Origin of the sequence: Rhodococcus sp. T2V (assembly GCF_029269925.1) — a bacterium.
GTDB classification, from domain to species: domain Bacteria; phylum Actinomycetota; class Actinomycetes; order Mycobacteriales; family Mycobacteriaceae; genus Rhodococcus_F; species Rhodococcus_F koreensis.
This window is the reverse complement of record NZ_JARJBD010000001.1, coordinates 75,063-89,508: the sequence shown is the minus strand read 5'-3', so window position 1 is coordinate 89,508 and position 14,446 is coordinate 75,063. Positions and strand designations below refer to the sequence as shown.

Here is a 14,446-nt window from a genome sequence, read left to right as displayed (position 1 = left end):
ACGCATAACGCGTCCGGGGCTGATTTCGTTACATCGTACGGCGGTCCCGGCCGCCCCGTCTGGGGGATGCCGGAACCGCCGTCTCATCACGGCTCGAGGTGATCGACCACGCCCGTGACGTCGTGCGAGAGGTCCACCGAGGAGTCGGTGTCGCCGAACAGCGAACCGTCGGTGTCGGCGTGCAGGCCCGAGTCGGCGCCGAACGCGTTGTCCGCGTCGATCGACGACCAGGTGTCGGCCCCGGTGTCGACGGCACCGCCCAGGGTGGATCCGAGGCCGCCGGCGATCGAACCGGTGGTGTCGGCGACGGCGCCGCCGACCGCACCGAGGTCCGCGGAACCGTCCGTGGCGGCGTCCGCGGCGGCGGAAGCGCCACCCGCGACCGATCCACCGGCGGACGCTGCGCCGTCGAGGGCGCCGCCCACTGCCGCCCCGCCGTCGACCGCTCCACCGACGGCCCCGTCGAGGGCGCCGCCGACCGAGGTGCCGAGCGATCCGAGACCGCCCACGCCACCGGACAGTCCGGCGCCGAGATCGGCGGCCGCGTCGGTGGTGGCGTCCAGGCCACCGGTCAGACCGGCGGTGGCGTCGACGGCGCTGTTGACGCTGCCCTCGAGTCCGCCGGCCACGTCGCCGCCGATTCCGGCAGCGGCGTCCACGGTGCCGCCGAGGCTTCCGCCGACGTTCGCCGCCGTGTCCAGAGCGCCACCGAGGCTTCCGCCCAGGTTCGCCGCCGTGTCGAGGGCACCGCCGAGGTTCGCGTCCAGGCTCGCACCGGCGTCGGCGACCGCACCGACCGAGGCGCCTGCCTCACCGACCGCGTCCACGGCACCGCCGACGCTGCCGGTCAGTGCCGAGCCGAGGCCCGCACCGGTGTCGAAGATGCCTCCGAGACCACCGGTGAGGCCGCTGGTCAGACCGGCGCCCAGGCCACCGGCCGTGTCCAGACCGCCGACCAGGTTGGTTCCGAGGCTGCCGCCCAGGTCCGCTCCGGCGTCGGCAACCGCGCCGACTCCCGCCGCGACACCGGCGCCGATGCCGGCCGCGGCGTCCGCGCCGCCCGCCACACCGCCGCCGACGGCGCCGCCCACGTTGCCCGTGACGTCCGTGCCCACATCGAGCAGACCGCCCAGCGCGCCGTCGATGCCGCTCGTCAGGCCACCCGCGAGACCGGTGCCCGCGTCGAGCGCACCATCCAGGGCGCCGCCCACACCGGCCGCCGCGTCGAGTCCGAGGTCAGCGTCCAGAGCGGAGTCGAGATCGAGCCCGCCACCGGCCTCCAGTGCCGTCTCCAGTGCGGAACCGAGGGTGGCGCTGAGGTCGCCGTCCGCGCCGAGGACACCGCCGAGAGCGGTGCCCAGCGTGCTGCCGATGCTTCCCTCCGCGCCGAGGACGCTGTCCAGGTCGAGGGCGCCGCCGGTCTCGAGCGCACCGCCGAGCACACCGCCGAGGGCCGCACCGAGATCGGCGCCCGCGGCGCCACCGGCACCGAACGCACCGCCGAGCAGACCACCCAGGTCGGTCGCCCCGCCGAGGTCGACTCCGCCGTCAGCGCCGAGCACCGCGTCGAGCGCCGCGCCCAGGCCTGCGGTGGCGTCACCGTCGACTCCGAGCACTCCGCCGAGCGCGCTGCTGATCGTGGTTCCCAGATCGGCACCGGTGTCGAGGACGCCGCCCAGCCCGAGGCCGCTCTCCAGTGCGCCGCCCAGGACCGTTCCCAGGTTCGCGCCTGCGTCGCCGCCCAGACCGAGGGCACCGCTCAGTGCCGTGGTCAGCTCGGACGTCAGTTCTCCGCCGAGGCCGAGGTCGCCGCCGAGGCCGAGATCCAGTCCGCCGTCCAGCAGGCCGCCCAGGTCGATGCCCGTCACGCCGCCGGCACCGAGCGCAGCGTCGAGAGTGCTGCCCAGTTGCGTGGCCAGGCCACCGTCCAGGCCGAGGGCGCCACCGAGGACGGTGCCGAGTGCGGCGTCCAGTCCCAGTCCGCTGCCGAGGGCACCGGACAGTGCGCCGCCGAGGCCGCCGTCCAGATCGAGGGCGCCGCCGAGCAGACCGCCCAGGGCTCCACCGAGGTCACCGCTGACGTCGCCGCCGGCGCCGAGGACGCCGCCGAGGATGCCGCTCAGCGCGCCACCGAGGCCGCCGTCGGCACCGAGCACGGCACCGAGGTCGAGTCCGCCACCGGCACCGAGCACCGCGTCCAGTGCTGTTCCCAGACCGGCCGTGAGGTCGCCGCCGACTCCGAGTTCACCGCCGAGCAGCCCGCTCAGGGCACCGCCGAGGCTGCCGCCCGCACCGAGGATCGCGTCGAGGTCCAGTCCGCCGCCCAGGTCGGCGATCGAACCGAGCGTCGCGCCGAGGGCGCCACCGAGGTCTGCACCGAGGTCACCGCCCGCACCGAGGACACCGCCGAGCGCGCCACCGAGGACCGCGCCGAGGTCGGTGCCGAGGACTCCGCCGAGCGAACCGGCGACGTCGCCGAGCAGGTCACCGCCGAGCAGGCCTTCGAGGGTCGCGCCCAACCCGCCGCCGGCGCCGATCGCCGCGTCGAGGGCGCCGCCCAGCGTGCCACCGAGACCGGCGTCCACACCGAGCACGCTGCCGGGGGTCGTTCCGAGCACGCCACCGAGGTCGAGGCCGGCACCGACACCGGTGAGGATGTCGCCGTCGACGCTGCCACCGAGGTCGACGACGCTTGCGAGGGCGGCACCGAGAGCCGCACCCAGCTCGGCGCCCAGGTCGCCGCCGATCGACAGGGCAGGCGCGAGGATCCCGGTGAGACCACCGGCGACGTTGACCACCGGCAGCGCGGTGATCGCCGCGGTGAGGGTGGTGGCGAGCTGCGCGGTCAGGTCGGCACCCAGCCCGAGCGCTCCTCCGAGGGCTCCGCTGATCGTGGCGCCGAGGTCGAGTGCGCTGCCGAGGTCGACGCCACCGGTGAGGGAGAGTGCTGCGTCGAGGGCCGCACCCAGCGCGGCACCGAGCTGTGCACCGATCTCGCCGCCGATCTCCAGTGCGGCACCGAGCGCGGCGCTCAGACCGGCCGCCAGTTCCGCGGCGAAGTCGAAATCGCCGCCCAGGCCGGCACCCAGACCGAGACCCGCGCCGGCACCGAGACCGACCGCACCGCCGAGGCCGCCGCCGAGACCGAGGCCTGCGCCCAGACCGCCACCGAGACCGCCGCCGACACCTGCGCCGAGACCGCCGGCGACGTCACCGGCGACGGCGGCACCGGCGTTGACGATCGCTGCCAGGTCGGCCCCGCTGCCTGCGAACAGTCCCGACTCCGCGACCAGCGGAGCGACGGAGACGATGTCCGCGTGGCTCACACCCTGCAGACCGGCAGCGCACAGCGCGTCGGTCGGGTTGGCGCAGTAGGCCGCCGCAGCCTGCTCGTCGCGAAGAAGGCCGAGGATGAAGTCGAGGACGGCGTTGGTAGCCATGGCAATCTCTCCTGTGGTCGGGGTTCGGGGAGTTCGGGTGGCCACCACAACTGCTGTGACGGCGAGTGAAATACACGTTATGGATCGGCGGCCCCCTTCCCAACGGGGCGGCGCCCCCTACTCGCGGACCCCGGTATCGGGGATCTCCCATCGGGGGTCGGGGCCTCGCCGTTAGGGGATGAGGGGGCATTAGGGGATCGGCCCCGTAACTGCCGTCGACCTGCGCATCGGCGTAACGAAACAGCCGCCGCACGCGACAATTCGAGTGACCACGACGGCCCCGGCCGTCCCATACGACGGCGGCACCGTCCGCCTGACACAGGCGGCGTGACGCCCGCCCGGACCACAGGAGTGGAACATGGCTGCAGCGCTCGGCATCGGTGTCGGATCGGTCAATACGGTGGCCGCCGTCGACACGGACGGGGCGAGCGTGACGGATGCCGCCGACCTCACCGTCCTGTCCCGCGCGAGTGTTCTGCACCTCTCCCCCGACCGCGCACCCGTACTCGGCGGCGACGGCGGCGAACCCGATGCGGTGACGGTGTCCGACTTCGCGAACCGTGTCGGCGACCCGGTCGGGATCCTCACCGACGACGGCTCGACCTACTCCGGCGAAGACCTCGTGGCCACCGCCGTGAGCTGCATCGTGCACGAGGCGGCATCCGGCAGGCATGGCCTCCCGGCCACCGTCGTCGCCCACCCGACCGTCTGGCCGCCGTACACCGTCGGCGTCCTCGCCGACGCGCTCGAGCAGGCCGGCGTCGCGGACGCCACCCTCGTGTCGGAGGCGCAGGCGGTGATGACGTGGCTCGAACGGACCCGCGGCACCCTCGGCGATGCGTTGACCGTCATCTACGACCTCGGCGGCACCTCACTCGACATCACCCTGTTCCGTTCGGACGCACGTGGCACGGAAACCGGCGTCCTCGGCAAGCCGGTGCGGTCCGAAGACTTCGGCGGCGCCCACTTCGACCACGCCGCCATGCAGTACGTCCTCGGCAACGTCGCCGACGAGTTCGGCGACATCGACCCGTTCGCCCCCGACACCGTCGCCGCGCTGACCCGCTTGCGGACCCGGTGCACCGCGGCGAAGGAGGCACTGTCCTCCGACACCGAGGCCACCATCGGCATCGAACTGCCCGGCATCTCCACCGACGTGCGGCTGGTGCGCTCGGAACTCGAAGACCTCATCCGCGAACCCCTCCAGGACTCGGTGACGCTGGTCCGCGAGAGCATCCACGCCGCAGGCCACGAATCCAGCGACGTCACCCAGGTGGTACTCACCGGCGGCAGCGCCGCGATCCCGCTCGTCGCCGAACTCCTGTCCGCGGAACTGCGGGTTCCCGTCGTCGCGGCCGAACGTCCGGGCCACACCGCCGCCCTGGGTGCCGCGCTGCTCGCCGCCGACCGGGATGCGGGACGCGCCGACGCCCCGACCGTCGCGCGGATGCCGGTCGTCGTTCCCACCGCAGCGCCTGCCATGGCAGCGCCTGCCGCCGCCACGGCAGCCCCGGCTGTCGAGTCGGACGCCGACACCGTCGTCCTCGCCGCCCGGCCTCCCGCACCGAGACCCGTCGACCCCGCCCCCACCGGGATGTCGCGCAAGAAGAAGGCCGGGATCATCTCCGCATCCGTCGCCGCCATCGCCCTGCTTGCCGCGGGTGGGCTGTCGCTCGGCACGGTCTTCGACGTCGCACCGGCGTCCAGTTCGGGTTCGACCACCTCGCAGTCGTCGGGTACGTCGGCGGGCGCGGCCTCCACGTCCGGTCTTCCGGCGGAGGCCGCCGCGACGGGCGCCGTCGCGCCCGGCACCGAGGCTGCGGGTGTCGCCGCTGCAACCGGTGCCCCCGGCACCGCGGCCGGCGTCGCGACTCCGGTTGCTGCACCCGGCACCGTCCCACCCGGCACCGTCGCACCTGCCGCGGCCCCACCGGCAGTCGCGGCGCCCGGCACGGCCCCGGCCCCCGCCGCTGCGGCGCCTGCCCCCGCACCCGCACCGGCACCCGCCCCCGCGCCGGCACCTGCGCCCGCTCCGGCACCGAGCGTTCCCTCCGACGGCGGCGCCGCGATCGCCAACACCATCGTCGGTGGTGCCGGTGCGGTCGGCGACACCGTCACCGGGGTGGGCGACACGGTCGGCGGCGTCGTCGGCGGAGTCACCGGCCTGGTGCCCGGCGTCCTCGGCAACGGCGGATAGGGCGCCGTGTCCACGCTGCCCTCACCGATCCCGCCCACGGAACTCGCAGACCTCGACGGCCCGCAACTCTCCGCTCTCGCACTGGTTCTGCTCGGCAGCGACCTCGACGAGACCGTCGTCGCCCGGGTACTCGACGTCGAACCCGACCGTGCCCGCGCGGCCGTCGACGCGCTCCGTTCGGACGGCTGGGTCGACGAACGGGACACGCTGGTTCTCGCGGACCACACGCATCTCACGACCACGCTCGGCGAGAACCGCCTGCACATGCTGGCCCGCCGCCTGCTCTCCCATCACGTCGACGGCGGAACGCTGACGCTTCCCGTCGCCCGCGCGGTGGCCGCGACCGGCACACCCAGCGAGGAATTGAGCCAATTCCTCTGCGCCCAGGCCGAACTCGCCGAAACGGCCGTCGCCGTCGCGCTGTACGCCGAAGCGGGCCGGGCCGGCAGGCTCCCCGACACCGCCGTCGTCGCGTACGCCGAGGCGAGCGCCCTGAACGGCGACCTCGACACCGCGGTCGGCCTGGCCGATTCCGTCCTCGAACGATCCGCGACCGTCGACGGCCCGGAACTCGCTGCGGCCGTCCGGATTTCGGCCGCAGGCGCCGCGTTCTGCGGCATGATCGACCGCAGCGCCGAACTGTACGCCTGGCTCGGTGCGGACCGGGCGGGCGCCGACGCCCCCCTCGCCGCCTCCGTCCTCGTGGTCGCGGGCCGACTCGACGACGCCGAAGCCGTCCTCGCGACGAGCGCGGGCGCACCCCCCACCGCCGCCACCGCCGGCGCCGCCCTCGTCGCGACCGGACTCGTGCAGTCGGTGACCGCGTCCGCGAATGCGGCACTGAACTCACTGACCCGCGCCCTGTCGCTGCCCGGCCGCGCGTCGCGGCCCCGGATGCTGCCCGACTCCCCCGCCGCGATCACCGCCCTCGCCGCACTCCACTGCGGCGAACTCGCCCACGCGGACGCCGTCCTCACCCGGGCCCGGGAAGCCGAGCGCCCCGGCAGTGTCACCGCGAACCGGCACCAACTGCTCACCGCGTGGACGTCGATGGTCCGCGGCGACCTCACGTCGGCGCAGTCCCGGCTCGACGGTCTCGAAACCGCGTCGATGCACCAGCGCGATCTGCTGTTCGTCCACGGCCTGCGGGTCGGGCTGGCGCGGCGCACCGGCGACAACGCGGCCCTGCTCCAGGCGTGGGTGGGCGCGCAGGGCGTACTCGCCGAGTACTCGGTGGACCTGCTGAGCCTGCTGCCGCTCGGCGAACTGTGGCTCACCGCGATCCGGGTAGGCGAACCCGGGCGGATCACCCACCTCGTCGAGGACGCCCGGTCGTTGCTGCGGACCCTCGGCGAACCGGCGATGTGGGGGTCGGCCCTGCACTGGTACGGCGTGCAGGCCTCGATCCTCGCCGAATGCCCCGCCGATCTGATGCCGCACGCCCGCGCACTCGGCGAGGCCGCCAAGGTCAGCACGTACGCGTCCGGGCTCGCCGCCGCCGGTCGCGCCTGGCTGCGCGTGCTGCAGGGCGACATCGACGCCGCCTCCGTCGAGGACGCGGCCCGCACCCTCGACCGGATCGGTCTGCCGTGGGACGGCGCGCGCCTCGCCGGTGAGGCCGCGCTGCGCGCCTCCGACACCAGGGCGGCGACCACCCTGCTGCAGGTCGCGCGGGCCCTGCGCCAGCCGACGTCCGCCGGCAACGGTGCCGACTCCGCGGTCGTGCCGAGCCCGAGCACGCCGGGGTCGCTCACCGACCGCGAGGCGGAGGTCGCCGAACTGCTCGTCCAGGGGCTGACGTACCGGGAGATCGGGTCGCGCCTCTACATCTCCGCGAAGACGATCGAGCACCACGTGGCCCGGATCCGCCGGCGGCTGGGCGCCGGGTCGCGGTCGGAACTGCTGTCGATGCTGCGTGCGATGGGCCACGGTTCTGCGGCTCCGCCACCTGTGAGTACTTGTTAACCGCCGGCGGTTAACAAGTACTCACGGGTGCCGTATGTAACTATTCGGCATCGGCGCGCGACACACTGTGCACGTGGTGCGATGACGCACCTCTCGAACCGTGCCAGTAAGGATCTTCCATGACCACCGGAGTCGGACTCACCGTCGGCGATTCGGTTTCCACGGCGGTGGTGACCGCTTCCGGAACCGACGTGAGGACGATCGAACACCCGTCCGTGCTATTCACGGCCCCGGACGGCACTGTTCAGCTCGGCGACCCCGGCACGGAGTCGACCGGCGCCGTCCGCGACTTCCTCGCACGCGTCGGTGAGCCCGCGGGCATCGAGTACGCCGGTTCCCTGACCCGCGCCGAGGACCTCGTCGCGACGGCGATGTTCTGCCTGTTCCGGGAGGCGTCGGACGGACTGTCCGGCTCGGTGAAGGTCACCGCGACCCATCCGTCGGACTGGGCGCCGGAGATCGTCACGAAGCTGCGTGAATCCCTCGACTACATGGGTCTGGGCGACGCGACTCTCATCCCGGAGTCGGTGGCGCTCGCCGCGTCGCCGGAGTCCCCGGCCCACGGTGCGGCGCTGCTGGCGGCCGGGCTGGCCCTGACCGACGAGGACACGAGCGCCGACACCGAGTCGATTCCCGTCGTCGAGGCCCCGTTGCACACCGCATACTCCGCCGTGACGGCGGTGCCCGCGGCGGCGGCTGCTGCGTCCGCCGACGCGTTTCCGCCGGCCCAGACCGAGGCGAGCGCACCGACCGCAGCCGCCAAGCGCCCCGACCGTCGGCCACTGATCATCGCCGGTGTCGCCGCGGCCGCACTGGTGGTGGCCGGTGGGGCGGTCGCGTTCGCGCTCACCGGCAAGAACAGCACCGAGATCCCGTCGATCCAGGACGCCCAGACCGCGTCGGTGACGACGTCGCCCCCCCGACCCACACCGGTCGCACCCGCGGTCTTCCCGACGGCGAGCACGCAGGAGGTGGCCGTGACGACGGAGGTGGAGGCCCCGCTCCCGGTCGCTCCCCCGCCCGCCCCGGTGGAGACGACGTCCGTGTTCGTGCCGCCGCCCCCGACGACGACCACGACGACGAGCACCACGACGACGCCGGTGATCACCCTTCCCTCGATCACCACGGTCCCGCAGACCACCACGACGACCACCGCCGCGACGACCACGACGACACCGCCGGAGACAACCACCACCACGACGACGAAGGAACCGCTGGCCGCGACCACCACGACGACACCGGTGCGGCCTGCGCTGAAAACGCCAGGTCAGTGAGGCTTCGGTCACACCTCCCCGACGGGTCGACCCGTCCGTAGCTTAAGGTGGGGCGCTGATACCCACCCCAGAAGGAATCCCCAGTGAACGGATTCCGTGCAGAAGGGATTTCATGCGTAACGTGCTGGCGCACCGCGCCGCTGTTGTAGGCGCCTCGGCAATGCTTCTTCTCTTTCCGTTTTCCACTGCCGCCCAGGCCGACCCTGTTACGCAGCCCGACACCACGCAGCTGAGCGCCGACAAGTTGCCGGCCGAACTCGTCGAGGCCATTACCCGCGACCTGAAGATCAGCCCGCAGGAATACCTCGACCGCGCCGCGAAGGCACAGGAGCTGGGTAGTTACGCCGAGGACTTCCGGGAGCAGCATCCCGACGACTTCGCCGGGGCGTGGATCGGCCTCGACGGCAAGCCCGTCGTCGCGGTCACCACGAACGAGGCCGCCGACGCCGCAGCCAAGGCCGGGTACGACACCCGCATTGCGCCGGTGTCCGCGAACGGCCTGGAGAAGACCCTCTCCGACGTGAACGGCTGGATCGCGGGACTGCCGAAGGACGTGGCTTCCCAGGTCAACTCCGCGTCGATCGACGTTCTCGACAACCGCGTCGTCATCGACGTCGTCAACAGCCCCGTCGGCCAGGCACTGAACCTGCCGACGCTGCTCGCCAACGTCAAGGTGATGCTGAGCCCCGGCGGCGGCGGTCCGGTGGAGCGGGGTCCCCTCGCCGGCGACACGTACATCACCACCGCGGGTGAACTGCCGAAGACGCCGATCTCGGAGATCTCCGTCTGCTCGCTCGGCTTCAACGCCGTCGACGACAGCGGCCAGGCCGTCAACATCAGCGCGGGGCACTGCAACCCCGCCGAGGGTCAGCAGTCGCCGGTGTTCCTCCCCAATCACCAGAACGTCGACGACAGCCAGCAGATCGGCGTGTTCTCGAAGTCGTCGGTGGGTAACCCGGCCGACAAGCTCGACTACTCGGTGATCAAGCTGAACGACGCGGGCGTCAAGGCCGGGCTGGACCGTCCCGCGGTGCGCGGCGCCAACGGCACCACCCTGGAGATCACCGGCACCGCCCGTCCCGTCGTCGGCGCCCCGATCTGCAAGTCGGGCCAGACGTCGTCGTTCACGTGTGGTGTGGTCGCCGCCGATCACGTCGAGACGCAGTTGTTCGTGGCCGACGGTTCGAGCCGCGTGATCAACGGTTTCGCGGGCACCGCCTGCACCCTCGCGGGTGACAGCGGCGGCGCCATCGTCACCGGCACTCTCGCACTGGGCATCACCAGTGGTTCCAATGCCAGCGGCGCCCCCAACTGCACGGAGGCGAACCTGGTGCTGGCACCGGAGGGTGGCACGGCCAGCCTCGGCATCCCGGTCGCGGACATCGTGGACACGGTCGGATCCGGGATGCGCGTGCGCACCATCTCCGACTAGTTCGCCACCGCTGTCACCCTGCGCCCGGTGCCCGTTTCGTCTCGGACACCGGGCGCAGGTGTGTGTACGGCAGAAGCGCCCCGGCCGTCCGGTGTCCGCTTTGTCCAGCGGCGTCGTCCGCCGAGAGTGTTACAGGTGGGAATAGACGGGGCGAACCCATATAGTCGACTCCGACTGTGTACGGCCTTACCTGTCAGGGGGGTCGTATTCGCGTGCGCCCGCGAGGCAACTGCGAACAAACAACATAGAAAGGCCCCCATGCGAAGCTCCATCGCACGTCGTGCCGCCGTGTTCGGCTCCGCCGCGCTGCTGCTCCTCGGTCCGGTCACCGCCTCCGCTCAGGCCGATCCGGTCGAGCCGGGAGTGTCCGGCCAGGCCGCCAAGCTGCCCGCGGAACTGATCGACGCAATTTCGCGTGATCTGTCGCTGAGCCCGGACCAGTACCTGGAGCACTCCGAGCTGGGCCAGAAGCTGGCCGAGTTCGCGAAGATCGCCCGCACCCAGTTCCCGGACGCCTTCGCCGGAACGTGGCTCGACAACGCAGGCACCCCGATCGTGGGGCTCGCCGACGGTGCCGACAAGGAGGCCGCGGTCGCCGCAGCCGAGAAGGCCGGCTTCCAGGTGAAGGATGTGGCACAGAGCGAGGGCAGCCTGCAGCAGCAGGTGAAGTCGCTCGACGGTTGGCTCGACACCCAGCCGCCCGCCGTCGCCGATCTCGTTCGCGGCGTCGCCATCGACATCGTGAACAACGATCTCGTGCTCCGCGCCGACAACGTGGGCGGGTTGCAGCTTCCGGACTTCCTGAAGGGCGCCCGCGTCGTGCAGTCGCCTGCGACGGCCGCTCCGTTACCGTCCACCGACCTCACCCCCATCGCCGAACCGCTGCCCGCCGACGCCCTGCTGGGCGGCGACGCGTACGGCTCGCTCGGCGGCGGAGTCGGGCTGCGCTGCTCGCTCGGGTTCAACGGCACCGACGGCTCGGGTCGGCCGGTGAACATCACGGCAGGGCACTGCGACCCCAACCGGGGCAGTGCAGGCACCGCGGAGGCGTCGGAGGCGTTCTCCCTGGTCCCGGGTGGCACCGGTCCGCGGATCGGCACGTTCGCCAAGACCAGCCTGGACATCCACGACTACTCGATCATCCGGGCCGACGACGACGCCGCTCGCCGGTTCGAGAACAACGGCGTCCGGGTTCCCGGTGCGGCGCCGGTCGCGATCACGGGAACCGCCGACCCGGTCGTCGGCGCCCCGGTGTGCAAGTCGGGTCTGACCACCGGCTTCACCTGCGGTCGCGTCACGTCCGTGGCGCAGACCGTCTCCGTCGGTGAGCGCACGCTGGCCGACAGCTTCTCGACGAGCATGTGCGCCCTGCAGGGCGACAGCGGCGGCACGATCGTGACCGGCACGCTGGCCCTCGGAATCTCGAGCGCCTCCAACGTCGGGCAGTACCCGGTCTGCCAGGTCGCGGACGTCGTCACGTTCGTCCTCGGCGAGAGCCCCGAGTTGTTCGCGACGCCGATCAACGAGGTGCTCGCGGAGAACCCGGGTCTGCGCGTGCGCACCTCGTAACGCAACGCCTACCGACGACGACGGCCCGCTTCCCTTCGGGGAGGCGGGCCGTCGTCGTCGGCACACTGGTTGGCTGCGTACGAACCGATCAGGTGGTGGGCTCCGGCGCGGGCGGAACGAACGGCGTGTTGATGGTGATCAGGTACTGGATTCCGAGGATCACGAGCGCGGCGCCGCCGACGAAGATGGTTCCGGCCAGCCCGCCGGCGGCGAATCCCGCCATGAGGCCGCCGAGGCATCCCACGGGAGTGCCGATCACGGTCACGGCGAGCAGTCCACACCCGACGGCGAGACCCACGACGCCGAAGATCACCCCGAAGATCAGGCCGCCGATCAGCGTCGCGTAGCCGAGATAGCTGTTGAAGTCGGCCAGCGCGACGTCGTCGCGCTCTTTCTGCGTGTCGAATCCGTCCTGCGCCACCGATTTCAGTGACGCCGCAACGTCGTCGGGAACCTGCGGGGTGAGTTTCACCGTGCGGCCGTCGAGATCGGCGTCGATCGGATACACGGCATCACCGAGCCGAATCGTGAGCGGCAGCGCAGCAACCACCTTGCCGCTGCCGTCCACCACCTCGATCGCTTCCCGGGTGTCGGTGATCCGGAACGCGCCGGCGTCGATCGACGTGATCACGGACTCACCCTCGGTGTGCGCCTCGTACCCGATGTCGGGCGAATCCTGCTGCGTCAGCGGCGCTGCATGTGCCGTCCCCGCGGAGATGCCGAGGGAGGCGACGACGAGGAACGCTGCTCCGGTGACGGCCCGCAGGTTCCGTGCACACCGGCCGCTCATGCCGCGGGTGCCGGTGCGACGAACGGGCTGTTGATGGTGTTGAAGTACTGGATACCCAGGACGACCAGGGCGCCGCCGCCGACCACGATGGTGCCGGCGAGCGCGACGACGGGCGCCACGATCAGCGCCCCTCCGATGCATCCCGCCACCGGTCCCGCGAGGCCGAGGAACGGCACCACCAGCGCCGCCGTGCCGGGGATGACACCGACCGCGCAGCCGATCGCCCCGCCGATGATGGCGGCGACGATCGCGGTGATCGCGGTCGTGATTCCGAGTTGCTGCTGGAAGTCGTCGAGTGCGCGCTCGTCGCGTTCCTGTTTGTCCTGTGGTGCGGCGACGTCGTCGAGGGTCAGCCGTTCCGACACGGGGACGGGTGTCGCTGCGGACGGATCCATGTTCGGGACGAGTCGCAGGACACGCGCGGACTCGTCGACCGCGACTGCGAAGGGATGCTGCAGGTCGTCGATCCGGAAGAACGTGGGAATGGACGCTACGACGCGGCCACCGTCGTCGACCACGTCGACGGTGTCGTTCGCGGCGTTGATCGAGAAGGCGCCGGCATCGAGGGTGGCCACAGCGGCGTCGCCGTCACGAGCGGTCTGGTAGTTGATGTTCGGGACGCCCTGTTCCGCTGCCGGCCGGGGTGCGGCGGCCGGATCGGCGTATGACGTGGCCGCCCCGACTCCCATCGCCGCGACGACGAGCATGGATGTGGCAGTAAACCGTCGGAGGTTCATCGAGACCCGTTTCAAGAGCAGCGCTGTGACGGACGAAGGTTAGCCTAAGCATTGGCAAATCCGGCAGGCCGGCTCCGTCGCTGTGACGAGATTCACTTTCGGAAAGTGCATAGAACGACGAACCGCCCGCCTCCGGAAGGAGGACGGGCGGTGCCAGGGGTCCTGCAGCCGTGCGGCTACGTCACCCACTTCGTGGTGCCGGAAAGCGTGCAGACTTCTCGCGAAGACGTCAGAACAGCTTCGGACCGACAGTCACGATCGTGATCACGTAGCCGAAGATGTCGGCCAGGATTCCGAACAGTTCCGCCATGAATACTCATACCTCCCCTGGGCGCACGCGCCTCTGCAACCAGCTACTTCGAACCTTTGTCGTTCTTTGCCCAGACCGTGGTGCCATCGGGCGCCGTCAGAGTCTGCGCAAGCTGGATCCCCGCGATGACCAGGGTCGGACCACCGACGATGACGGTTCCGGCAATCGCACCGACCGCCGCGAACACCGGGACGGTGGCCAGCGCGACGGGCCCGGCAATCAGGCCGACCAGCCCGATCGCGCCACCGACGACGGTGCCGGCCAGTCCACCGACCGCCGAGGCCAGTGCAAGCTGCTGACCGAAATTGGCCTGGGCGCGCGTGTTCTCTTCGACCGAGGCAACGTCGCTCAGCGGAAGATCGGCGTCCGAGATCGGCGTTGCCTTCGCGCGATCGATGACGGGAGTCAACGTGAGAGTCTTGCCGTCCTCGCTGACCTTCTCGTCGAACGGGAACTGCAGACCGTCGAAGCGGTACGCGAGGGGCAGCGAGAGGACCGCGTTTCCAGCGCCGTCCTCGAGTGAAACCGATGTCCGATCCGACGACACCACGAATGCGCCTGCGTCGATCTTCGTGACGACTGCCCGATCCTCCACCCGGGTCTCGTATGCGATGTCGGCTCCGGGCTCGGCCACGGGTTCCGCGATCGCCACCCCGGATCCGGCCGCGAGTGCACCCACCACAAGTGCCGAAGTCGTAACGAAACGACGCAACTTCATTCCATCCCCTTAAG

General features: G+C 71.6%; 9 protein-coding genes. 5 read left to right on the top strand and 4 right to left on the bottom strand.

Annotation, left to right across the window (positions count from 1 at the left end):
• Window positions 1-86: 86 nt before the first annotated feature.
• Entirely contained in the window at window positions 87-3,440 is a 3,354-nt protein-coding gene (locus P3H15_RS00315; protein WP_276135433.1) for an IniB N-terminal domain-containing protein, read from the bottom strand.
• Between the two features lie 358 nt (window positions 3,441-3,798).
• Between P3H15_RS00315 and P3H15_RS00310 the strand changes: the two genes are divergently transcribed.
• From P3H15_RS00310 to P3H15_RS00290, 5 genes are all read left to right on the top strand, one after another.
• A complete protein-coding gene (locus tag P3H15_RS00310; RefSeq protein ID WP_276135432.1) occupies window positions 3,799-5,637 on the top strand; it encodes an Hsp70 family protein in 1,839 nt (612 codons plus the stop codon).
• A gap of 6 nt (window positions 5,638-5,643) precedes the next feature.
• The gene (locus tag P3H15_RS00305) at window positions 5,644-7,602 is read left to right on the top strand and encodes a LuxR C-terminal-related transcriptional regulator (RefSeq protein WP_276135431.1); all 1,959 of its coding nucleotides are present in this window, start codon (window positions 5,644-5,646) and stop codon (window positions 7,600-7,602) included.
• Between the two features lie 119 nt (window positions 7,603-7,721).
• Window positions 7,722-8,876 carry a hypothetical protein gene (locus P3H15_RS00300; RefSeq protein WP_276135430.1) on the top strand — a complete coding sequence of 385 codons (1,155 nt, stop codon included), beginning with the start codon at window positions 7,722-7,724 and terminating at the stop codon, window positions 8,874-8,876.
• A 112-nt stretch (window positions 8,877-8,988) separates the two neighbouring features.
• Window positions 8,989-10,308 carry a S1 family peptidase gene (locus P3H15_RS00295; protein WP_072937433.1) on the top strand — a complete coding sequence of 440 codons (1,320 nt, stop codon included), beginning with the start codon at window positions 8,989-8,991 and terminating at the stop codon, window positions 10,306-10,308.
• Window positions 10,309-10,566: 258 nt separating this feature from the next.
• Window positions 10,567-11,877 carry a S1 family peptidase gene (locus P3H15_RS00290; protein ID WP_276135429.1) on the top strand — a complete coding sequence of 437 codons (1,311 nt, stop codon included), beginning with the start codon at window positions 10,567-10,569 and terminating at the stop codon, window positions 11,875-11,877.
• Window positions 11,878-11,965: 88 nt separating this feature from the next.
• Here the strand turns inward: P3H15_RS00290 and P3H15_RS00285 are convergent, their stop codons facing one another.
• The 3 genes from P3H15_RS00285 to P3H15_RS00275 form a co-directional block, all read right to left on the bottom strand.
• Complete coding sequence (locus P3H15_RS00285) at window positions 11,966-12,667, bottom strand: hypothetical protein (protein ID WP_276135428.1); 702 nt, start codon at window positions 12,665-12,667, stop codon at window positions 11,966-11,968.
• Window positions 12,664-13,374 (bottom strand): hypothetical protein, encoded by a 711-nt coding sequence (locus tag P3H15_RS00280; protein WP_276135427.1) that lies wholly within the window; start codon window positions 13,372-13,374, stop codon window positions 12,664-12,666. Before P3H15_RS00280 ends, P3H15_RS00285 begins: the two co-directional genes overlap by 4 nt.
• Window positions 13,375-13,757: 383 nt before the next feature.
• Window positions 13,758-14,432: an ammonium transporter gene (locus P3H15_RS00275; RefSeq protein WP_276135426.1), complete on the bottom strand. Its 675-nt coding sequence runs from the start codon at window positions 14,430-14,432 to the stop codon at window positions 13,758-13,760.
• Window positions 14,433-14,446: the final 14 nt, after the last annotated feature.

What these genes read in the sequence shown, in the direction of transcription:
- P3H15_RS00315 (WP_276135433.1), bottom strand. Translation starts at nt 3,440, where the DNA reads ATGGCTACCAACGCCGTCCTCGACTTCATCCTCGGCCTTCTTCGCGAC.
- P3H15_RS00310 (WP_276135432.1), top strand. Translation starts at nt 3,799, where the DNA reads ATGGCTGCAGCGCTCGGCATCGGTGTCGGATCGGTCAATACGGTGGCC.
- P3H15_RS00300 (WP_276135430.1), top strand. Translation starts at nt 7,722, where the DNA reads ATGACCACCGGAGTCGGACTCACCGTCGGCGATTCGGTTTCCACGGCG.
- P3H15_RS00295 (WP_072937433.1), top strand. Translation starts at nt 8,989, where the DNA reads ATGCGTAACGTGCTGGCGCACCGCGCCGCTGTTGTAGGCGCCTCGGCA.
- P3H15_RS00290 (WP_276135429.1), top strand. Translation starts at nt 10,567, where the DNA reads ATGCGAAGCTCCATCGCACGTCGTGCCGCCGTGTTCGGCTCCGCCGCG.
- P3H15_RS00285 (WP_276135428.1), bottom strand. Translation starts at nt 12,667, where the DNA reads ATGAGCGGCCGGTGTGCACGGAACCTGCGGGCCGTCACCGGAGCAGCG.
- P3H15_RS00280 (WP_276135427.1), bottom strand. Translation starts at nt 13,374, where the DNA reads ATGCTCGTCGTCGCGGCGATGGGAGTCGGGGCGGCCACGTCATACGCC.
- P3H15_RS00275 (WP_276135426.1), bottom strand. Translation starts at nt 14,432, where the DNA reads ATGAAGTTGCGTCGTTTCGTTACGACTTCGGCACTTGTGGTGGGTGCA.